This window comes from Duganella margarita (genome assembly GCF_009857535.1).
Classification (GTDB): domain Bacteria; phylum Pseudomonadota; class Gammaproteobacteria; order Burkholderiales; family Burkholderiaceae_D; genus Rugamonas; species Rugamonas margarita.
This window is the reverse complement of the sequence record NZ_WWCS01000026.1, coordinates 1-21,700: the sequence shown is the minus strand read 5'-3', so window position 1 is coordinate 21,700 and position 21,700 is coordinate 1. Positions and strand designations below refer to the sequence as shown.

Sequence of the window (21,700 nt, the reverse complement as noted above, 5' to 3'; positions counted from 1 at the left end):
AGTCGCTCCTTAGGTATGCAGCAGATACATCAACTCATCGTGATCCTGCGTGGCGGGTCGGCTCAGCAGCCTGGCGTTCACGCCCAAGCGGCTATTGGCGTCAAGCCGCACGCCGCGCATGTCCTGTGCATGCTGGATCAGATGCACTTCCCACGTCATGCCCACGCCGCAGTGCAGTTCCAGCATCGCTTGCAGGTGCCGCGCGCTGGTGTGACCGGGCAGGAAGCGCTCGTAGCGGGTCTTGTCCAGTGGCCCGATATGCAGACGGACGCGCGCATCGCAGTTGTAGATGCGACCACCGAGCATCACGCCACCGCCCAGATCCACATTTGCGCGGCCCAACTGTGCCTGGTCGCCGGCCGGCAGTGCGCTCCATCGGCCGACCAGCTGCTCCACCGCGACCGACACGCCGAAGTATTCCGTGTACATCCCCGCCAGCAGCGGTGCAGACAGCGTGCGGCTGCGTATCTGCATTGCGTAGAAGGCCAGCGTTTCGCGGTCGACGATTTCGTCGCTGATCTGTTTTCCGGCTAGCGCATTCAGCATGTCGAGGAATTCATCTTCCATGCATTCCGGCCGCCGCCGCGTCCACGCCTGATACAGCATCTGCACCGGCCGATGCGACAGCAGATCCAGAAATGCCCGTGGCCCGCCGTCGTTGTGATCCTTCTCATGCCGCGCGATGCGTTCCGAGTAATGCAGCGGCAGCATGCCCTGGTTGCCCAGCATGCCGATGAACGCCGGCGTAATCCGCACGCCATCGTCATCGGCGCTGATGTTCTCGATATCGCTCGGCGCGAAGCGCATCGCCAGCCGGTTGCGGAAGCGCGCGCTGCCCGGCCGCCACTGCTCCACCAGCCGCACCGCCTGGAAGAAGGCGTAGCACTGCGGTGTCGCCAGCAGCTGGCCGATCACGCCAGCGTCAGTGCGCCGTTGCGAGGTGGGCATCGCAGCAACTCCTTTCCGCTCACGTGCGACAGCACCACCAGTCGCGTAAAGCTGTTCAGATGCACATGCAGCGCAAACAGCTGGTCCAGAATCTGCGCGAAGGCGTGAATGCCCACGCCCGCATACGCTTCTTCATCCAGCGATACATGCACCTCGATACCGCGCAGGTAGGCATTGCCCTGCGCCTGCCGTATCCACGCCGTGGCGGGATGATTCGATAGCGCCGTCACACCATCGATCAGCCGTTGCGATACGCTGCTGTCCTGCTGCGCGTACAGTCGCAGCATGGCGGTCAGCGCCGGCAGACCTTCCTGCGTCAGCGATCGGTGGTTCAGCGCCAGATGCGCGATCAGTCCCCATTGACGGCGCGCGTCATTCGCCAGGCGATACGACAAAGTCGGCCGCTGCAGCAGGCGGATGGGGAGGTTGCCGATGGCGCTTTCGGTATTCAGGTCGCCGCTGGCGCGGCCGTATTGCAAGCCATGCGGCAGATCGCGGTTGGTGCAGGTGAGGCGCACGGAGGCCGTGCCGTCGTCCGCCTGCACGGGCGAGAAGTCGCGGTCAACGAGTGTGAGCGAATATTCGTGGCCCGCCGCCATCAGCTCTTCGCGCTGCGCCAGCCAGTAGTGGCCCTTGCGGCTTTCCGCCTCGCCGTGGCGCAGCGAGTAGTAGGGGAAGAAGTCGGTCACCGCGTTGCCATCCTCGGTCTTGCGCACCACCTGCACGCTGTCGATGCTGTAGATGTCGCAAGCGCTGCCCGTTATGCCATCCACCATCAGCGGATAGCTGCTAGCCGTGTGGGTGATGCGGATCGGCGTGGCAGGCTGGGAGAACAGGTTGATGACAGGTGTGCAGCTCAGTAGCAGGTTGTCCGCGCTTAGTGTGCGGAGGATGCGGGCGGCTGGCGTGTCCGGACGCACGTCGCGCAGCAGCAGGCGCAATGTCAGCTCGGTGCAGCCTTCTGGCGCGGCAGCGGTCAGCGCAGCGAGGTCGATGTCGACGAAGTCGAACTTTTCGGGGAAGGCAAAGTATTCGCTCAGCAGCCGGTAGGCAGCATGTTCGGATGGAGCGGCCGGCAGCAGTGCTTCTTCGGCCGCCAGGCCGACGGGAGTGAGGGGCACGCGGTTCAACATGCGCCAATGGCCGTCCGCTGCCACGCAGGCGCAGGCGGTATGCATGAACATGGCGTCACGCAGGCTGGCGCGCAGCGAGGCTTCACCGTCGAGATACACGCGCAACGTGGAGACGTCCAGCGCCGCCAGTGCGCGCCCGGCGGCAGTGGTGGCGATGCGGATGCTGATGGCGCAGCCGGCGCCCGGAGGTAGCGGCAAGCTGGCAGGAATCTGCGGATAAGGTTCAAAGCCCGCCCCGCTGATGCTGACCGGCGCCAGCGTCACATCGTAGACAGTGCGGAAGCGGCACAGCAATGCACCCTGCCCCAGCGATTTCATCGCCGCGCCGCGCGGCAGTACGCTGGTGGTGCTGACTTCATTGGCCCTGGCGCCGCTGTAGTCGATGCGGGCGATGGAGCAGGAAGGAATCGGCCGCAAATAGTGCGGATACAGCATGCCAAGCAGCGCATCGGTGAAGGAAGCGTAGCCATCGTCCAGCAGCTTGCCCACGCGCGCGTTGAGGAAGGCGGAGGCCTGGATCAGCCGTTCCACATGGGGATCGGCGCAGCTTTCGCCGCGCACTTGCAGGCTGCCCGCCAGCTTGGGATAGCGCCCCGCAAACTCGGCGCCGGCGCGCCGCAGCATGCTTAATTCGCGTTCGTAGTAGGGCAGCAGTTTTTCCATCGTGACGTCCATCGCAAGATGGGCGCCCGACCATCCGGACTGCCCAGGTTGCCGATCATGTCACGGGGCGAATCCGTTCTCCTTGAGAAAACACAAGCCGCTAGGTAATCCCGGTCGACAACACGCTGAGCAGATCTTCTGGCGTGATCTGCAAGCCTTGCGCGTCGCCGTCGGCCAGCACGGCGTCGGCCAGGCCGGCCTTGGCGCGTTGCAGCTGCTGGATTTTTTCCTCCAGCGTACCGGCCGCGATCAGGCGGTAGACAAACACCGGCTTGTCCTGGCCGATGCGCCATGCGCGGTCGGTGGCCTGATTTTCCACCGCCGGGTTCCACCACGGATCGTAGTGGATGACGGTATCGGCCGCCGTCAAATTCAGGCCAACGCCGCCCGCCTTCAGGCTGACCAGGAACACCGGCACTTGGCCATCCTGGAAAGCCGCCACCGGCGCCGCGCGGTCGGTGGTGTCGCCAGTCAGCAGCGCATACGGCACGCCGCGTTCGCGCAGCGCCTCCTCGATCAGCGCCAGCATGCTGGTGAACTGCGAGAACACCAGCAGCTTGCGGCCTTCGGACAGCAGCTCCTCGATCAGTTCCAGCAGCACGTGCAGCTTGGCCGACGAGGCCTCAGCCTTGCGTCCGGTGGCGGTTTTCAGCAGGCGCGGATCGCAGCACACCTGGCGCAGCTTGAGCAGCGCGTCGAGGATGACGATCTGGCTGCGCGCCACGCCTTTGCGGGCGATTTCGTCGCGCACTTTCTTGTCCATCGCCAGCCGCACGGTTTCGTACAGGTCGCGCTGGGCGCCGGCCAGTTCCACCATGCGCACCATTTCGGTTTTCGGCGGCAGTTCCTTGGCCACGTTGTCCTTGGTCCGCCGCAGCAGGAAGGGCTTGATGCGGCGGATCAGGAAGGCGTTGCGCGCGTTGTCGCCCTGCTTTTCAATCGGTTTGCGGAACTGCGTGTTGAAGGTTTTTTCCTCGCCCAGCAAACCGGGCATGAGGAAGTGGAATTGCGCCCACAGTTCGCCCAGGTGGTTTTGCATCGGCGTGCCGGTCAGGCACAGGCGATGGCTGGCCTTCAGCAGGCCGGCGGTCTGCGCCGCCTTGGAGCGGTGGTTCTTGACGTACTGCGACTCGTCCAGGATCAGCAGGTGGAAGCGCTGCTGCCGCAGCACGTCCTCGTCGCGCGGCAGCAGCGCGTAGGAGGTCAGCACCAGGTCGGCCTGGGCCATGTCGCCGAAGCGTTGCAGGCGTTCCGGCCCGGTCAGCACCAGCACCCGCAGGCCGGGCGTGAAGCGCGCCGCTTCCGCCTGCCAGTTGGCCATCAGGCTGGTCGGCGCTACCACCAGTGCCGGCGAAGTCAGGCGGCCAGCTTCTTTTTCCACCAGGATGTGGCTCAGGGTCTGAATGGTTTTGCCCAGGCCCATGTCGTCGGCCAGGATGCCGGCCAGGCCGTATTCGCGCAGGAACTGCATCCACGCCAGCCCATCGGCCTGATACTGACGCAGGCTGGCTTGCAGCCCGGCCGGACTGGCCACCGGCTGCACCTGTTCGAACGCGGCCAGCTTGCGGCCCAGCGCGCGCAGGCGTTCGCCGCCCATCCAGCGCAGTTGCGCGCCGGTTTCCAGTTCGGCCAGGCGGGCGGCGTCGAGTTGCGTCATCCGCAGCGTGTCGCCGACGCGGTCGGTGAAGTACAGCTCGCCCAGCGTGCGCAGGATCGGCTTGACGCGGCCCCACGGCAGCGCCACGCGCCGGCCGTCGGGCAAGGCCGCCAGCAGCGCTTCGTCGTCGCCGTGAATGTCCAGCGCGGCCGGGGCGAAATCGCGCGGCGCCTGGCGGATCAGTTGCAGCAGCACCGGCAGCAGCGGCACCGGCGCGCCGTTGACGACGATGCCCAGCTCCAGCTCCAGCCAGTTGTTGGCGGAGCCTTCGCCGCCGTCATTGACGTTGGCGTACCAGTCGTCAATCCCGGCCAGGTCAAAGCGGAAGCCCGGCAGCAGATCGATCCGCCAGCCTTGTTGACGCAGCGCGGGCACGGTGTTGTTGACGAAGTCCAGCCAGGCGCGGTCGGAAGGCAGATACAAGGTGCCGGGCGTCGCGCCGGCCGGCGCGGGCGTAAAGCCGGCCGCTTGCAGCGCTGCCGCTGCCGCCACTTCGTCCTGCGCGTGTCGCTCGATGGTGTCGATGGCGCTGTTGCTGATGCGGACCAGTTGCAGGCGCGGATCGGCGCCAACGCGCTGGCCGTCATAGTCGAATCCCAGCAAGGCCACGTCCCGGCCGGTGCCTGGATTAGTTTGCAAGGTCAGCACCGGGGTTGCTTTCAGCCCGGTCAGCAAGGTGCTTTTGGTCTGCGGCAGCGGCAGCAGGCGCTCCAGGCCGGCGGCCAGCAACTCCTCGGCCAGCGATGCGGCCTGGGCGGTGGAGAGCTCCGGCGCCTGTTCAACCAGCGTCAGCCATTGCGTCAACGGCAGCACGGTCAGATCGGCGGGCAAGTCCAGCTGGCCGATAAATTCGCCGGCGACATAGGCCGGCGGCGTACTCGGCAGCAGGTAGTCGATCGCCATGCCGTCATCAAACGCCCAGCCCAGGTGCAGGCGCTCGTTTTCCGCGCGCCAGGCCAGGCGGCCGCCGCGCGTTGGGCCGGCATGCAATTGCCGCAGGCGGCCGCGCAGCGCGTCGTTGTCGGTCGCCAGGTACAGCACGCCGGATTCGGAGGTCGATTGCAGGAAGGCCGCCACGCCGTCAACGGCCACATCCAGCGTGCCGCTGCCCCACATGCCGTTCATCAGGCCGCTAAACATGGTGGCGATAGGCCGGTCTTCGGAACGCAAGTAGGCCGGCGGTTTGTGCTGGAAGTTTTGCAGATCGGGAATGCCGGTGGCGGAGCGGATCTCGCCGTCAGCGGTGATCTTGCCTTTGTACAGGTTGAGTCGCATGCGGCCGGTATCGGCTTGCGGTTTCAACACGTAAATGGCGCGGCTGTCGTTCTTGCGCAGGTTCTTGCCCACGCTGTGCTGGCGGCGCGCCGAGTCGGCCAGATAGGAGACGTTGGCCAACCATTGCGACATGGCGAACGGCAATTCGTCGGCGGGAGCATCCGCATCGTCGCCGGCATTCAAGCCGGCCTTGTCGGCGGCCAACAGCACCGCCACCACATGCTTGCAGTTGTAGTCCATCGGGCAGGTGCAATCGCCTTTGAAGCGCACCTGACGTTCGCGTTGCACCAGCGTAATCGACTGCTGATAGAAATCGCTTGAACTGCCGGCAACTTTTCCCTTGAGGACGTCACCTTCCAGCGCCACGGATTGCACCATGCCGCTGTCGAAATAACTGGCGCCACGTCTGAAGGTGGCGCCATCAAAGCCATGGCGAACGTCGTCTACGGTGTAATGCATGAAGAAAGGCGAGGCTGCCCAAAGGTTATACAGCAGCCATTATCGCCGATCCTGTCCCATCTCCGGGTTTAACCGGTGATGCGCTCCCAGCCGTGCTTCACCGCGTCCTTGAACTTGTCCCAGGTCGACTGCGGCTGCGTGCTTTCCCAGTTGGCGCGCAGCTCAGGTTCGACGTCGTTCCATTCCTTGTCGCGGTAGCCCGGATTGCCTTTCATCGACTCGCCATAACGGTAAGCCGGGTCATATTCCTGGAAGGTGCCGCCGGTGTAGGTTTTCTCCCAGTGCGAACGGAAGTAGTCGTCTTCCTCCTGCTCGTTGCCCGTGAGAATGTTCAGCGAGTCCTGATTAGGCTCGTTGCGCGGGTAGATGCGCATGCCGCTGCGCTGCACGGTGTTCTGGATGTCGGCCACCGCCGCTTCCGACGCCGCCGGCACACTGCCGCTGCCCACGTCGCCGCGCTGCATGGCGCCCGGCGCCAGCACCACCTGTTCGGAACGGGCAAACACTACCGCGTCCTCGCGTGGACGAATGCCGTGCTGCTCCGGCGCTGCCTGCTGCATGCCGACGCTGGTTTGCAGCGGGCCGGTGCCGCTGCGCAGCACGTCCGCACCCCAGCCGCTGGCGCGCCACATGGTTTCGTGTTCGTCGATGTCGATCGGATTGAAGTCCTCGATGATGTCGGCGGCGCGTTCAGCCGATTCCAGCGAGTGGGTGTCGAGCGACAGCACGGTGTGGCCGCGGTTCAGCGCTTCGGCGTACACATGGCGGTCGGCGTGTTCGCGGCCCACCAGGCCGCTGAACATCTGCTTGACCTGGCCGAGGATGGACTCGTTGTCGTCTATGCGGGCGGTACCGGCAACGCTGCCGGAATCGTGGATCTGGATGCCGTTGGCGTCGTAGCCATTGTGGACCAGTTCGTCCTTGGCCAGATTGGCCTCGGCGCGGGTTTCAAATACAGCTGCCAGAGTGTGGTTCATGATGATCTCCTAGGTTTTAGGCGCATGAGCTCGATGTTCAAGCTCAGTCTACGACGAGCGGGCGCCAATGAGCGCCCGTTTGCCGCGCAGAAATTATCAGGCGGCCAGCGCCTGCTGGATGGCCTGGTTGAAGGCCGGAATGTCGTCCGGCTTGCGGCTGGTGATCAGCTTGCCGTCCACCACCACCTGCTCATCACGCCACTCGGCGCCGGCGTTTTGCAGGTCGCGTTGCAGCGACGGCCAGCTGGTGATCTGCTTGCCCTTGACCAGCTCGGCGTCGATCAGCGTCCACGGGCCGTGGCAGATCGCGGCGATCAGCTTGTCTTCGCGGCCGAAGTCACGGATGAACTTGATGGCGTCCTGCTCCAGGCGCAGCGCGTCCGGATTGGACACGCCGCCCGGCAGCACCAGCGCGTCGAAGTCGCCGGGGCGGGCGTCGCTCACGGTCAGTTCGACGGTAAATTTGTCGGCCGGATCGGCGTGGTTAAAGCCCTGGACCTGTTCGCCTTTTGCCTTCGGCGAAATCAGGGTTACCCTGGCGCCCTGCTGCTCCAGGAATTCGCGCGGGCCGGTGTACTCCACCTGCTCCACGCCGTCGGTCATCAGAACTGCGATGCGTTTGTCTTGCAATGCCTTGGTCATGAGTGTGCTCCATGCTTGTCATTGAGGAGTCACAGCGTGACACAGGCGCGGGCACTTGCATGTGCGGGGTCCAACATACAGCCGCTATAATGGACTCATGCGCTTACCATTACGTCTCCTCCCCGCCGCACTCTGGGCCCTGTACGCCGGCGCGCATGCCGGTCCGGGCGAGCTGGTGATGCTGGCGCCTACCGATCAGGCCATGCCGATCGCGCGCTTCCAGAACGGCGCGGTGGCCGGCGGCATCGTCAAGGATTTCGGCGACATGCTGGCGCAGCGCCTGGGCCGCCGCGCCGTCTACCTCAACGCCGACGGCCCGGAAGTCAAGCCGTCACTCAGCAGCGGACGGGCCGACGGCATGTGCTATGTGACGCCGTTCTGGATCGACGGCGACTACCACTGGAGCGTGACGCTATTCCCGGACGCCGAAATGATTGCCGTCCGCGTCGACATGCCGCACGTGCGCTCCCTCAAGGACCTGCGCGACAAGCCGGTCGGCACGGTGGTCGGCTACCGCTACCAGCGCGTGGAGCAGGTGCTGGGCCAGCGCTTCCGCCGCGTCGATGCGCCCGACATGGAAGCCAATATCCAGCAGATGATCGCCGGCAAGGTGCCGTACACAATGATCAGCGAGGCCACGCTGAACTACCAGCAACGCGTCAATCCCGGCATGAAGGTGCGCGGCGACCTGGTGTTCTCGTCTTATAAGGCGCAGTGCGCGTTCTCGCAGAAGTCGCAGGTGCCGTTCAGCGACATTTCGCGGGTGATCGACACGCTCATCAAGGACGGCAGTGTCGATCAGATCCTGGCGCGCTACCGCTAAGCCTTAGTGCGCATCGGCCGATGGTGCTTTCGGCGGCGCGATCTTGCGCATCAGCGGCACCATCGCAAACGCCAGTACAAAGCGCACCATCACACACCGGAACACATCGCCGAAGGTTTGCGTTTGCGCCTCGCGCAGCGTCAGCGGCCATAACTGCCGCAAGGCGCCGGCTTGCGCGCTGCCGTTATCCAGTCCCCACGCCAGCAGGTTGCTGCCGGCGCCGGACAACATCTGCCCCATCGCTTCGTTGCTGGCATTGAGATGCTCGGCCAGCCGCTGGAAATGCAGGTTGGTGCGATCGTTGATGATGGTCGCGCAGGCGGCAATGCCGAACGCGCCGCCCAGGTTACGCATCAGGTTAAACAGGCCGGAGGCCAGCTTCAGACGATCCGGCGCCAATCCGCCCAGCGTCAGCGTGACGGCCGGCGCGACGGCGAACTGCTGGCCCATGCCGCGCAAGGCTTGCGGCAGCATCAGCTGGTCCGCGCCCCAGTCGTGGGTGATCGGCGCGAAGTTCCACATCGAGACGGTGAACATGGCCAGCCCTACCATCATCAGCCAGCGCAGGTCGACGCGGTTGGCCAGCCACGAATACAGCGGGATCGACATGATCTGGAATATGCCGGTGGAGAACACGGCCAGGCCGATTTCCAGCGCGCTGAAACCCCGCACACGGCCAAGGAACAGCGGCGTCAGATAAATCGTGGCAAAGATGCCGATGCCGGCGATGAAGGAGAAAAAGCAGCCCGCGCGAAGTTGCGGTCCTTGAGCGCGCGCAGGTCGACGATGGGATGCGCGTAAATCAGCGTGCGCCAGATGAAGCCAACGCCGGCCAGGCCGGAAATCCACGCGGTGGTGAGGATCACTTGATCGCCAAACCAGTCCAGGCGCGGACCTTCTTCCAGCGTGTATTCCAGGCACCGGTTTGGTGCGCTGCTCATGCTGGTTCTCCGGAGGCGGCGGCGCGGCGTTCGGCGGCGTGCTGCATGCTGCTGAAGATGTGGAAAACGCCATCGTCACGCTCACGCAACTGGAAGACCAGCACACGGAACTGGCGCAGGAAGTGGATGCCCATGCGCGCGCACGCTACGCCTCGGAACTGGCCTACACAGGCGGCGCCGTCAGCCTGTACGAGGTGCTGGAAGAACAGCGCCAGCGACTGACCTCACGCGACCAGATGGCGCGCGTGAACGCGGACAACGCCCGCGCTGCGTTGCCACCTGCCGCGCGGCGGGCGGCGGCTGGTAGCGCCGGCTTAGCCGTAAGGCGTGTAGGCGAAGCCGTTGCCAATCACCTGGGCGACGGCCGCCTGGTTTTCCGCACTTTCGCTGAAAGCGGTCAGCAGCTCGGCACGTGTGGTATCGCTCTGCAGGTGCGACAACCAGAAACTGTTGCCTTCGGCGTCGGGCGCGCGCCCCAGCACGTTCTGATACATCAGCTTGACCAGGTCGGCATCGCTGGTCGCGCTGCCGTAGGTACGGGCAAATTCAGGGCTGCTGAGGAAGAGACTGGCCACCTCCTTCAAGCTCATGCCGTGGTCCATTTGCGTGATCCAGAAGCCCAGCCCTTCCTGGTCTGGTGCGCGGTTGAAGGCGCTCTTGTACAAGCGATAAGCCTGGCCGCCGATGCCGTCGGTATCGAGTGCATACCCGCCGTCGCTGAACAGCAGGCGCTCGACGCCGGCCAGCTTGTCGCCGGTGGCGCTGCGGTAGTCCCTGACCACCGCGCTACCATCACTGCCGCGGGAGATATTGAAGGAACTGCGGGAGGAAGCGTAATACACGGTATCGGTACCGGCGCCGCCATCCAGCGTCAGGCCATTGCCGCTGCCGATCAGGTAATCATTGCCGTTGGTGCCGGCGCTGACCGGCTTGATAGTGGTGAACGAGAAGCTCTGCGAGCCGGTGCTGTTGCCGGCCAGATCCACCACGATGCCCTGCGGCAGGTTGACGGTGTAGGTCATGCCCGGCATCAGGTTGGCGCGCGGATCGACCGTCAGCGTGTTGCCGGCCACCGTGGCCAACAGCGGGCCATAGGCGCCCTGCACCACCGCGCCATAGCCATCGGTCAGCGTGACGCCGCTGCCGAGCATGATGGTTTCATCAAAGGTCAACGTGAATGTCGGCTTCAGCCCGACGTCGATGGCGCCGGCCGCGATACTGCTCGACAGCAGTCTCGGCCCGGTCGTGTCGAGGTTGGCCTGGAATTCCGCCACCGTGTAGCTGCCGGTATTGCCGGCCTGTCCAGTGCCGCGCACATCGAGGTAATAGTCGCCGGTGGCGGTGGCCCAATAATGGAGCCGCGGGTCGCTGCCGCCACTGGCGTCGGGCAGGCTGGAATAGGCCAGGCTGGTGCCGCTCGCTGTCAACAGGGTCATGCTGGCGAGGCCGCCATACAAAACGCCGGTGTCCAGCGTGCCGCCGCCGCTCTTGTTGCCTTTCAGGTCGAACACATAGCTGTGGCCGGCGTCCAGGTGGACCTTGATCCAGTCATGGTCGTCGGCCACGCCGATCACGCCGTGCAGCGGCGCGGCCGGGGTGAGCACGGCAGTGGTCTTGGCATCGGCGCTGAAATCATCGATCCCCATCGACTTGGCCACCAGCGTATAGGCGCCGCTCCAGTGGTTGGAGGTAGAGGCCGACACTGTCACGTAATAATCGCCGCTCGCACTGGCCTCAAACAGGCGCACCACCTTGTCGTTGCTGCTGACATAACGGACGTTGAGGTAGCCCGGTCCGCTGACATCGAGGTTGAGCGAGTAGTAGTCCGTGCCGGTTTGCGGCCCCAGCTCCACCGAATAGGTCATGCCGGCGACGACGCTCAGTTTGAACACGTCCTTGTCCGTCGCCAGTTCCAGTTCGCCCTTGACCACACTGTCGGGCGCCATGGCGGCGGCATGGGCCTGGTCATTGCCGTAGTCGTCGGCCTTGCCCAGCTGGGCCTTGACCGTATAGCTGCCACTATTGCTGGTGGAACCGACTTCCACGTAATACGTGCCCTTGGTGGCCGGGGTAAACGGAACGATGATACCGGTGCCATAGCTATAGTTCGAGGTGCCGGCCACCTGATTGCCGTTGCTGTCGAGCACCTTGAACGACACGTAGCTGGACGAACTCAGCGTGCCGCCGCCCTCGGCGGCGCCATCCAGCTTGAACCAATAATAGCCGCCGGCATTGAGCGACACGGCAAACCAGTCGCGGTCGCCGCCGCTTTCAATGACGCCTTTGGTGGCGCCGCCGATGCTGAGGCGGCCTGGGGTGGCGGTATTGGCGCCGAAGTCGTCCGTGGCCGCGCTGGCGGTCAGCGTAAAGGCGATGTTGCCGGTGTTTGCATAGTAGTTGCTCTGGGACAGATAGTAGGTGCCATCCTTGCTTGGCGTATAACTGTAAGCGCTGCCACTCCCGGTATAGCCCAGACTGGCCAACGACTGACCGTTGACGTCCAGCAGTTGACTGGCGATGTTGTAGGCCGATGGAGCATCGCTGGTCAAAGCAAAGTTATAGGTCACGCCCGCTTTCAGGTCAACCTTGAACATATCGATATCGCGCGGGCCTTGCAGCTCGCCGCTGACCGCATCGCCCAGCGCCAGGGCGGCGGCGGTGGCCTGGGTGTTGCCATAATCGTCGAGTTCGCCGGTAGAAGCGGACAGCACATAAGACTGCACGACGGTGCCGCGCACGCCGATGCCGTACACGCCGCTCACCGTGGCCTGATAGCGCAAGGTAACGCTGCCATCGCTCGCCATGCTGCCGGAATTCTGATAGTCATACGAACCGGAAGGCAGATATATGTCCAGCGATGGCGCGCCCCCACCGGTGCCTTGCGGTTTCAAGGTCAGCGTGTAAATACTGCCTGCCTCCAGGCTGATCTTGAAGCGGTCGACATCGGCATAGTAGTCGATGCTGCCGCTGACCTGGCTGCCGGCGAACAGCTGGGCGGAACTGGTATTGTCGTTGGCATAATCGTCGGCGATGATCTGCATGGTCTGACTATAGGCGCCGAGGAGCCCGCCGGCGCTGACGGCCAAATAATAGTCGCCGCTGGTGGTGGCGATGAATGGCGCCTGCCCCACGTAGGTCTTGTAATTGCCATTGCCGTCGTACACCGTCGCATTCGAGTAAGACGAATTCGTCACGACCCCGGCGCCGGTAAAGCCGATCACCTGACCGGCATCGGCGTGGAATTTGAACCAGTCGATATCATCGAGACGCTCAAAAACGCCAGAAGCCGGCACGCCATTCGTCAGGGTGGCAGTGGTTTGCGCATTGGCGCTGTAGTCGTCCGCCGCTGGCGTGGCCGCTTTTACGGTGTAACCACCGGTGTAGTAGCTGCGCATGCTGAGAAAATAGGTGCCACTGCTCTGTGCCGTAAACTGTGCCACCGCGCCGGTCGCGCTGGTGTAGGTTGACAGATACGATCCTATGCTGCCCTGGGCGTTGTACATCGACAGTTCAACGGTACTGAAATTGTTTAGCGCGCCGCTGTTTGCGCCGCCAGCGACGGAGAGCAAATAGGTGGTACCGGCCGTCAGCGAGATCTTGAACCAGTCGGTATCGTAAGTGGTGTCCACCACGCCGGTGGTGCTGCCGCCGACTGTCAGTTTGCCAGTGGTAATGATGCTCGCGCTGTAGTCGTCGGCCATAGTATTTTGATAAGTTAACTTTTACATAGATTTACCCATATTACCAAATTGCCGTTTAGAAAAACTATCAAATAGTCACGCGCCGCCCAATGTGTCCGCCCAGATATTGCGTGCCCAGTTCAGCGCGTATGCGCCTTCCATTGGGCTGGCGGTGCTGGAGACGCCACCGGAACCGGGTACCACCAGCAGCGTTTTCTTCTCGGCGTTGTAGGCATGGACCGAGGCGACATGGATCACATCCTGGTCGGAGACGAAGCTATAGCAGGTGTTGGTCAGCATCGGCTGCGGATCGGGCGCGCGGCCGCTGAGCAGGTCCACCACGGCCGCCGCACAGACCTTGGCGTGCTGGTTGGCCATGTGCGCGGACTTGGGCATCAGCGGCGCCACGGCGATGGCGTCGCCCAGCACGTGAATGTTTTTGCTTTGCGTCGATTCAAAGCTGAGGAAGTCGACGCCGCACCAGCGCGCGTTGACGTTGGCCAGGCCGCTCTGCATGGCGATGCTGCCGGCGCGCTGCGGCGGGATTACATTCAGCACGTCGGCCTGCACCTTGTCGCCCAGCTCGGAGATGGCGGTACGAGCGCCGGCGTCAATATCGGCGATGCGGAACGCTGGGCGGTAATCGATGATGCCGCTGTAGCGGTCTTTCCATACTTTTTTGAACAGCGGCCCTTTGGACACCACGTCGTCGTTGGCGTCGAGGATCAAGACTTTGGATCTGGGTTTGTGACGGCTGAAATAAAAGGCGACTTGCGAGGCGCGTTCGTAGGGACCCGGCGGGCAGCGGTAGGGCGCCGGCGGAATGGTCATGGCGTAGACGCCACCGTCCGGCATTGCTTCCAGCTGCGCGCGCAGGGCGACGGTTTGCGCGCCGGCTTTCCAGGCGTGGAGGATGGCGTCCTGCGCGCCCTTTTTCAGCATGCCGGGCAGCTGGTCCCACATGAAGTCGACGCCGGGCGAGACGATCAGGCGGTCGTAGCTCAGTGATTGGCCGCCGGCCAGCGCCAGCGTGCGTTTGTCGGCGTTGACGCTGGTGACGAAGTCGCGGATGATGCGCACGCCGTGCTTGTCGGCCAGCGCCTGGATGGACATGGTCAGGTCGCCGATCTGCCTTGAGCCGCCCAGCACGAGGTTGGACAGCGGACAGGAGATAAACTGCGCGTTCGGTTCGATCAGCGTCACGTCGATGCTGCTGTCGCTCCACAGCCGGATGTAGCGGGCGGCCGTGGCGCCGCCGTAACCGCCGCCGACGACCACCACTTGCGGCTTGGCCTGGCCAGTGATAGTGGTACAGCCGGCGAGGAAGGCAGTGGCGCCGGCGGCGTGCAGGAATTGGCGGCGCTTCATTTGGCGGCTCCCGGCTTTTGCGCGGCAAAGTAGGCGGCCAGCAGGCCGAGTTGTTCGTCGGTGTAGCCTTTGGCGATCTGCGTCATGATGGTGGAGGTTCGCTGGCCAGTCTTGAAGGCATGCAGGCTGGCCGACAGGGCTTGCTCGGGTTGGCCAGCGAGGCGCGGCAGCGTGCTGCCGTGGGTATCGCCGTTGGTGCCATGGCAGGCGGCGCAGGTGGCGGCGAGTCGCGCGCCGGCGGAGACGGTTGGCGCAGCGGCCGCCGTTGCAGCCGCCATCGTACCCATTACGCTGGCGGCTCCCAGCAAGGCGATAAGCATAGGCTTCAGTATCATGGTCGTACTCCCGGCGATTCCATTTTCATATCCTGGTCGCGGACCGCGAGCCAGGCCTCCAGTTCCGTCAATTCCTGCGCGCCAAACGGCGGCACTTCGGCGCGCACGCCGCTCATGCAGTTGCGCAGCCGGCGCTGCAGTGAGCCCATCGCCTGCCACTCCAGCCGGTAGATGGGATACGCCGCCGCATGCGCCTGCGGGATAGTGCTGGCCGCCAGACGCTTGCCCCACTGCTGGTCGTGGCACTGCGCGCACGATAAATTCAACTGCCCGATGCGCTGCTTGTACAACTGCTGTCCGCGCGCGGCGGCGGCACGGGTATGGGCATCCTGCGGCGGCGCCACCGGCATGCCGCGCGACTGCATCGCCAAATAGGCCTCCAGCGCCAGCAGCTCCTCGCTTTCCAGCCGCAGCGGCGCGGCATGCAGCTTGCGCTCAAGGCACAGATTGATGCGCTGGCTCAGGTTGACCACTTTGCCACTCCCTGTATCAAACGCCGGAAAGCGCGCCGCCACGCCGCGCATGCTGCTGCGCGCATCGCCATGGCATTTGACGCACGACTTGTTCCACTCCGCTTCGCCGTTGGCGACCCATAGCATGGCGGGATTTTGAGCATCGTCGCGCTGCATGGCTTGGGTGGCGGCGCTCATGAATTCCGCGCCGGAGCGGCGGTCGTCCGCAGCCAGCGCCGATGCGGCCACCAGCGCCAAGGCCAGCAGCCATTTCATGGTGCGTTCACCGTCAGGGTCATCTTCTCGGTGTGGGCAAAGCCATTGTCGCCGTCCCACGTGAATTCCAGCGTGCCGCTGTCCGTCGCCACCGTGAAGAAGGTGATGTACGGATTGGCCGATATGGCCTGATGCAGCTCCGCGCGGAAGACTTGTTCGCCGTTGTAGCGGCAGGCGAACTTGCGGATGATGTCGCGCGCCAGCAGCTTGCCGTCCGCACCGACGCGGTAGCCGGTTTCCATCGGGTGGCCGATCAACGCGCGGATCTCGATGATTTCGCCGCGCTTTGCGCTGGCCGGCATGTGGATCAGGGCGCGGGCCATCAGGGCGCCTCCCCTTCCACGCACGCCGCCAGTGCGACGATGACCTCTACACCCTGCGACCAGTAGCTGCCGTCGCTCATGCGCGCCACGGCCATTAGTCGTTGCGAGGTGGCGAGGCGGATGCGGGTGGAGACTTCGGCTTTGCCGGCGCGTGGGCCTAGCGTGAATACCGCCACTTCCGTTTGCGGATTGCGCTCGGTGAAGATGCCGATGGCGCTGACATGGTCTGTGGCGCTCATCGGGCTGTCCACCGAGATGGTGACCGGGACGGCGTTGCCGTTGTCGATCAGTTGGGCGATGTCGAACTTCACCTTGCCCGTTTGCGGCTTGGCGCCACCGGTGAAGCTGTTGATGGCGGCAGCCATCTCCGCCGGCGTGGCCGATGCGGGGCGGACCAGCGCCAGCATGGTCAGACCGGCGCCGACGGCCAGCAGGTCGCGGCGCTTCATGGTGCGGGCTCCTTGAGTGTTTGCAGCCAGGCCACCACGTCTTCGATCTGCTGCGTGGTCAGGATGGTTTTGCCTTGGTAGCTTGCGGCCACGCGAGTCAGGCCTTCAGTCTTGTAGTAGGCGGGCATGATGGTGGCGGGATTGACACGGCTGGCGTCCACGATGCGCAGGCGCAGTTGTGCGGCGGTCCAGCGCTGTCCCGCGCCTTGCAGGTCGGGGGCCAGGTTGCCCTGGAAGCGTTCTTCAGGTATGGGGCCGGTGTGGCACAGCAGGCATAGGCCCAACTGGCGGTTGGCGACGATGGCGCGGCCGCGTGCGGCGTCGCCCGCCGCTGCGCCGGGCAGCGGGGACGCAATCCCGTCGGCGGTCACCAGCAGCGTCGTAGCGGTGGCGACGCGCAGATCGCCGCTAGCCGGGGCGGCTTGCGCGGCCGGGCCAGCGGCGGCCGACTTGGCGGCGCATGGCAGCAGCGCGGCCAGGGCCAGCGCGCTCGCTACCCTGCCGCCGCTGCTGCCGCGCGCCGTCATGCTAAGCCTTCTTCACCAGGCTGTGGTTCTTCAACGGCAGATCGCGCACGCGCTTGCCGGTGGCGGCGAAGATAGCGTTCAGCACCGCCGGCGCGGCCACCGCAATCGTCGGCTCGCCCACGCCGCCCCAGAAACCGCCGGACGGCATGATGATCGACTCCACCTTCGGCATCTCGTCCAGCTTCATCACCTGATAGGTATCGAAGTTGGACTGCTCCATCTGTCCATCCTTCAGCGTGCACTCGCCGTACAGCGCTGCGGACAGCCCATACACAAACGAGCCCTCCACCTGCGCCTCGATCTGCTGCGGATTGACCGCGTATCCTGGATCGGTCGCCGCAACGATGCGCAGGATCTTTACCTTGCCGGTCTTGCGGTCCACCGACACCTCGGCGCACGCGGCGACGTAACTGCCGAAGCCCATGGTCTGCGCCAAGCCGCGATACACGCCCTTCGGCGCCGGCTTGTTCCAGCCGATCTTCTCAGCCACCGCGTTCAGCACCGCCAGATGCTTCGGATGCTCCGCCATCAGCTTGCGGCGGAAGGCCAGCGGGTCCTGCCTGGTCGCGTGGGCCAGTTCGTCCATGAAGCATTCGAGGTAAATCGTATTCTGGTTCAGGTTCACGCCGCGCCAGAAGCCAGCCGGCACCGGCGGATTGCGCATCGCATGATCCACCAGCAGATGCGGGAAGCTGTAACCGATCGACGCTTCCGGTCCCGGTGCGTTCAAGCCCTGGAACACCACCGGGTCCTTGCCGTCCTTCAGCGTGGAGCCCAGCGACGCCAGGATCGACTGGCCGGCAATGCGCATATGCAGCGCCGTCACATTACCCTTGTCATCCAGCCCCGCCGTCAGCTTGCACTGCGTGATCGGGTGATAGCGGCCGTGCAGCATGTCCTCCTCGCGCGTCCAGATCAACTTGATCGGCGTGCCGGGGAACTCCCTGGCGATCTTCACCGTCTGCGTCACCCAGTCATGCGTGGCGCCGCGCCGGCCAAAGCCGCCGCCCAGATGCATCTTGTAGACGTCGCACTTGGCGGCGCGCAGGCCGGCCGCTTCGGCGGTGGCGGCCAGTGCAGCCTCGCCGTTTTGCGTCGGCGTCCAGACTTCGCAGCGCTCCGGCGTCCAGATCGCGGTGGCGTTCATGGTCTCCATGGTGGCGTGATTCAGCCACGGGAAGGAATACACCGCCTCGATCTTGCGCTTGGACGATGCGATGGCCGCCCTGGCGTCGCCGTTCGCATTGCCGACCACCGCCTCCGGCGCATCCAGCGCGGCCTTCAGCGTGGCGGCGATGTCCTTGCTGGACAGCTTGGCGTTCGGTCCCTTGTCCCACTCGATGGTGATCGCATCCAGCGCGGACTTGGCGCGCCACCAGGTGTCTGCCACCACCACCACGGCGGTGTCGCCCAGCTTGAAGATCTTCTTCACGCCGGGACGCTTCTCGGCGGCGGCGGCGTCAAAGCTCTTCACGGTGCCGCCGAATACCGGGCAGTCCTTGATGGCGGCGTTCAGCATGCCGGGCAGCTTGATGTCCATGCCGTAGATTTGCGCGCCGGTGGTCTTGTCCACCGTATCGAGACGCGCCAGGCGCTTGCCGGCCAGCTTCCAGTCCTTCGGATCTTTCAGCGCCACTTCCGTCGGCGCCGTCAGTCTGGCGGCGGCATCGGCCACCTTGCCATAGCTGATGGTGCGGCCGGACGGCTTGTGCGTGATGATGCTGGCGGCGGCCACGCATTCGGACGCCGGCACCTTCCACGCATCGGCGGCGGCTTGTACCAGCATGGTGCGGGCGATGGCGCCGCCCTTGCGCACATAGTCGTGCGACTCGCGCACGCCGCGGCTGCCGCCGGTGGAGAAGCTGCCCCACACGCGCTTGCGCTCCAGGTTCTGTCCCGGCGACGGATACTCGGTGGTGACCTTGCTCCAGTCGGCGTCCAGCTCTTCCGCCACCAACTGCGCCAGGCCGGTCAGCGTGCCCTGCCCCATCTCGGAACGGGCGATGCGGATCACGATGCTGTCATCCGGCTTGATCACCACCCAGGCGTTGACTTCCGGCGTGGCGCCGGAGGCGCCCTTGGCGATCGGCGTCTGCTCGGCCGCCATCGCATCGAACGGAATATGGAAGGCGACCACCAGGCCGCCGGCCATCTTCATGAAGCTGCGACGCGAGGCGCCGGTAAAATGCGGCGCGTTCATGCCTTGCTCCCTGCGATGCGTTCAATCGCCAGGCCGGCGCTGGCCGGATCGCTGCCGCGCACCGCCACGTGGATCGCCTTGCGCACGCGGTTGTAGGTGCCGCATCGGCAGATGTTGGTCATCGCCGCATCGATATCGGCGTCGGTACATTTGGGCTTGTCGCGCACCAGCGCGGCGGCGGCCATGATCATGCCGGACTGGCAGAAGCCGCACTGCGGCACATCCAGCGCCGCCCAGGCTTTCTGAATCGGATGCGAGCCGTCGGCCGACAGGCCCTCAATGGTGGTGATCTTCTGCGCGGCGGTGACCGCCGATGCCGGATAGACGCAGCTGCGCACTGCCTGTCCATCGATATGCACGGTGCAGGCGCCGCACTGGGCGACGCCGCAACCATACTTGGTGCCGGTCAGTCCCAGCTGTTCGCGGATCACCCACAACAGCGGCGTATCGTCCTCCGCCTCGTACTCCATGACTGCACCGTTGACGTTGAGCTTGGCCATCCAGGTCTCCTGTTAGTAAGGTAGGAAAATCGATCGCTGGTCATACTACCATCGTTTCACAGTTGGAAAATTTTGACTTGGATCAATGTTTTTAGTGCACCGCATCAATAGACTTCCCCACGTTACTCAACGACAAAAAGAGGGAAGTAAAATGAGCAAGACCGTAGCAGCAGTATTGGCCGCCCTGACCCTGATGACCGGCAACGCGATGGCCCAAGAAAGCCCGTGGCTGGTGCGCGTGCGCGCCGTGCACATCGACACCGCCGACAAATCGGATCCCGTTGGCGGCGTCGGCGCCTCCGACCGCATCCACGTCAGCAACAAGACCATTCCGGAATTTGACGTCTCCTATTTCTTCACCAAGAACATCGCCACCGAGCTGATTCTGACCTACCCGCAAAAACACGACGTCTCGCTGGACGGCGCCAACATCGGCACCATCAAGCACCTGCCGCCAACGCTGACGGTGCAATACCACTTCCTGCCGGACGCCAGCTTCCGTCCGTACGTGGGCGCGGGCGTCAACTACACCACCTTCTCCAAGGTGAACCTGCTGGGCGGCGCGGGCAGCCTGGAACATGACAGCTTCGGCCTGGCGCTGCAAGCGGGCGCCGATGTGGCGATCGACAAGAACTGGTCGATCAACTTCGACATCAAGAAAGTGCAGATCCGCAGCGACGTGATGATCAGCGGCGCCAAGGCCAGCCGCGTGAAAGTGGATCCGGTGCTATTGGGAGTGGGTATCGGCTACCGCTTCTGATGGGGTCGCCAGGTGGGGCGGCTATAATGAGGTCAATCGATAGCCACCCACGGAAAGCCCATGCGCAAGATCCTGTTCCTCCTGATGCCGCTGCTGCTGGCGGCATGCGTTGACGACAGCGCCTCGTACTACGCGGACGGCCCGGTCGGCAACCATGCGCTGACCATCCATCGGGTGCAGAAGCACTTCTGGAGCAAGGACAGCCGGGTGGAGTTGATCATGCAGCGCCTGCCCGACTGCCTGCGCCGCATCGAGCTGACCGACATGCCGGCCGATGAAGTGGAAATCGAACTGCTGTCCGGCGGCGACAACGTCTGGACGCTGCGCGCCGGGCAAGAGATGTGGCAGGTGGAAACGCAGACCTGCACGCAATATCCGGACGTCAAAGGCGACGGCGGCGAGCTGATGGGCGTGTTCCGCGACGACGGCGGCAAATTCGTCTACGAAGCGGCGGTCGTAGAAACCGTCCCTGCCGATACCAAATAACCCCAAACGAAAGGGTCTGACCCCGTACGGGGTCAGATACCGTCTTGAATAGCAAGCCCTTTCGCCAGGTAATTGGGGTCAAAGGGCTTGTTTGTTTTGATGACGCCGTAAATGAAATGCGCCAGCTTATGCATGACGGCGCCGATGACGGCCTTCTTGGCCATACCGGTTGCAGCCAATCGCAGCGCAAATGGCCGCAGTAGCGGGTTATAGCGGCTCGCCACCATGCCCGGCATGTACAGTGCTGCGCGCAGCGATAAGCTGCCGGTGCGGCTCATCATCGTGCGGCCCTTGATCGAGGTTCCCGAACTGCGCTGGCGCGGCGTGACTCCAAGGAATGCGGCAAACCGCTTAGCGCTGCCAAAGCGCCGGATGTCGCCTAGTTGCCCCAGGAGCCGTGCTGCCGTCGTGTTACCGATCCCCGGAATGCTTGTCAGCAGCTCAACGTCATGCTTGAGGCCTGGATGGCGGTTGATATGGTCGTCCATATCCACTTCGAGCTGTTTGATCTGCGCGTCCAACCAGGCAATGAGGGAGCGGGCATGCTCGGCGACCTCGTTCATGCCGCTGACCGTGTAGCTTTCCAGGCGGTTGCTCTCCTGCTGACGCATGTCCTTCAACGCTTGTATGCGCTGCGACCATGCCCGCAGTTGGCGTTGCTCCAACGGTGGTGGTGTCCACCGCTTCGGCGACATGGCTGCGCAGTACCGCGCGATCAGGGCCGCATCGGCCTTGTCGGTTTTATTGCGCAGATTTTCACTCTGGCCGAAACCTTTGATGCAGCCCGGATTGACCACACTGACCATCAACCCGGCATCATGCAGTG

General features: G+C 64.2%; 19 protein-coding genes and 1 pseudogene. 3 read left to right on the top strand and 17 right to left on the bottom strand.

All coding sequences use genetic code 11. The annotated features are described in order from the left end of the window. Positions 1–9: 9 nt before the first annotated feature. The 5 genes from tssG to GTP55_RS26200 form a co-directional block, all read right to left on the bottom strand. Positions 10–948, bottom strand: coding sequence for a type VI secretion system baseplate subunit TssG (gene tssG / locus GTP55_RS26220; RefSeq protein ID WP_161047738.1), 939 nt, complete (start codon positions 946–948; stop codon positions 10–12). After that, a complete protein-coding gene (gene tssF, locus GTP55_RS26215; RefSeq protein WP_161047737.1) occupies positions 912–2,744 on the bottom strand; it encodes a type VI secretion system baseplate subunit TssF in 1,833 nt (610 codons plus the stop codon). Before tssF ends, tssG begins: the two co-directional genes overlap by 37 nt. A 100-nt stretch (positions 2,745–2,844) precedes the next feature. Continuing rightward, positions 2,845–6,135 (bottom strand): DEAD/DEAH box helicase, encoded by a 3,291-nt coding sequence (locus GTP55_RS26210; protein ID WP_161047736.1) that lies wholly within the window; start codon positions 6,133–6,135, stop codon positions 2,845–2,847. A gap of 68 nt (positions 6,136–6,203) precedes the next feature. Continuing rightward, positions 6,204–7,112 carry a hypothetical protein gene (locus tag GTP55_RS26205; protein WP_161047735.1) on the bottom strand — a complete coding sequence of 303 codons (909 nt, stop codon included), beginning with the start codon at positions 7,110–7,112 and terminating at the stop codon, positions 6,204–6,206. Between the two features lie 96 nt (positions 7,113–7,208). After that, entirely contained in the window at positions 7,209–7,754 is a 546-nt protein-coding gene (locus GTP55_RS26200; RefSeq protein WP_161047734.1) for a type 1 glutamine amidotransferase domain-containing protein, read from the bottom strand. A gap of 97 nt (positions 7,755–7,851) precedes the next feature. Between GTP55_RS26200 and GTP55_RS26195 the strand changes: the two genes are divergently transcribed. Continuing rightward, positions 7,852–8,577 (top strand): substrate-binding periplasmic protein, encoded by a 726-nt coding sequence (locus GTP55_RS26195; protein ID WP_161047733.1) that lies wholly within the window; start codon positions 7,852–7,854, stop codon positions 8,575–8,577. A gap of 3 nt (positions 8,578–8,580) precedes the next feature. Here GTP55_RS26195 and GTP55_RS26190 read toward each other — a convergent pair. The 11 genes and pseudogenes from GTP55_RS26190 to GTP55_RS26140 form a co-directional block, all read right to left on the bottom strand. Further along, positions 8,581–9,497 (bottom strand): annotated as a pseudogene (locus GTP55_RS26190) (MFS transporter); the annotation flags it as partial. 17 nt (positions 9,498–9,514) lie between these two features. Next, positions 9,515–9,652, bottom strand: a complete 138-nt coding sequence (locus GTP55_RS30220) for a hypothetical protein (RefSeq protein ID WP_161047732.1) — start codon at positions 9,650–9,652, stop codon at positions 9,515–9,517. A 180-nt stretch (positions 9,653–9,832) separates the two neighbouring features. Beyond that, a complete protein-coding gene (locus GTP55_RS26180) occupies positions 9,833–13,219 on the bottom strand; it encodes a DUF4214 domain-containing protein (RefSeq protein WP_161047731.1) in 3,387 nt (1,128 codons plus the stop codon). 75 nt (positions 13,220–13,294) lie between these two features. Further along, on the bottom strand, positions 13,295–14,566 hold the full coding sequence (locus tag GTP55_RS26175; protein WP_161047730.1) for an NAD(P)/FAD-dependent oxidoreductase: 1,272 nt from the start codon (positions 14,564–14,566) through the stop codon (positions 13,295–13,297). After that, positions 14,563–14,901: a c-type cytochrome gene (locus GTP55_RS26170; protein WP_229258171.1), complete on the bottom strand. Its 339-nt coding sequence runs from the start codon at positions 14,899–14,901 to the stop codon at positions 14,563–14,565. Before GTP55_RS26170 ends, GTP55_RS26175 begins: the two co-directional genes overlap by 4 nt. Beyond that, entirely contained in the window at positions 14,898–15,629 is a 732-nt protein-coding gene (soxA, locus tag GTP55_RS26165; RefSeq protein ID WP_161047729.1) for a sulfur oxidation c-type cytochrome SoxA, read from the bottom strand. The genes GTP55_RS26170 and soxA overlap by 4 nt, the downstream gene beginning before the upstream one ends. Further along, positions 15,626–15,952 (bottom strand): thiosulfate oxidation carrier complex protein SoxZ, encoded by a 327-nt coding sequence (soxZ, locus tag GTP55_RS26160; RefSeq protein WP_161047728.1) that lies wholly within the window; start codon positions 15,950–15,952, stop codon positions 15,626–15,628. Before soxZ ends, soxA begins: the two co-directional genes overlap by 4 nt. Then, on the bottom strand, positions 15,952–16,401 hold the full coding sequence (locus GTP55_RS26155; RefSeq protein WP_161047727.1) for a SoxY-related AACIE arm protein: 450 nt from the start codon (positions 16,399–16,401) through the stop codon (positions 15,952–15,954). Before GTP55_RS26155 ends, soxZ begins: the two co-directional genes overlap by 1 nt. Next, positions 16,398–16,928 carry a sulfur oxidation c-type cytochrome SoxX gene (gene soxX, locus GTP55_RS26150; RefSeq protein WP_161047726.1) on the bottom strand — a complete coding sequence of 177 codons (531 nt, stop codon included), beginning with the start codon at positions 16,926–16,928 and terminating at the stop codon, positions 16,398–16,400. The genes GTP55_RS26155 and soxX overlap by 4 nt, the downstream gene beginning before the upstream one ends. A 1-nt stretch (position 16,929) precedes the next feature. Next, on the bottom strand, positions 16,930–19,128 hold the full coding sequence (locus tag GTP55_RS26145; RefSeq protein WP_161047725.1) for a xanthine dehydrogenase family protein molybdopterin-binding subunit: 2,199 nt from the start codon (positions 19,126–19,128) through the stop codon (positions 16,930–16,932). Next, entirely contained in the window at positions 19,125–19,628 is a 504-nt protein-coding gene (locus GTP55_RS26140; protein ID WP_161047724.1) for a (2Fe-2S)-binding protein, read from the bottom strand. The genes GTP55_RS26145 and GTP55_RS26140 overlap by 4 nt, the downstream gene beginning before the upstream one ends. 151 nt (positions 19,629–19,779) lie before the next feature. On the opposite strand from GTP55_RS26140, the gene GTP55_RS26135 reads away from it, so the two are divergent. Then, the gene (locus GTP55_RS26135; RefSeq protein WP_161047723.1) at positions 19,780–20,388 is read left to right on the top strand and encodes an OmpW/AlkL family protein; all 609 of its coding nucleotides are present in this window, start codon (positions 19,780–19,782) and stop codon (positions 20,386–20,388) included. 60 nt (positions 20,389–20,448) lie between these two features. Continuing rightward, positions 20,449–20,874 carry a hypothetical protein gene (locus GTP55_RS26130; protein WP_161047722.1) on the top strand — a complete coding sequence of 142 codons (426 nt, stop codon included), beginning with the start codon at positions 20,449–20,451 and terminating at the stop codon, positions 20,872–20,874. Positions 20,875–20,906: 32 nt separating this feature from the next. On the opposite strand, the gene GTP55_RS26125 is transcribed toward GTP55_RS26130, so the two are convergent. Continuing rightward, the coding region (locus GTP55_RS26125; RefSeq protein ID WP_161047721.1) for an IS110 family RNA-guided transposase at positions 20,907–21,700 on the bottom strand (794 nt) is incomplete at its 5' end.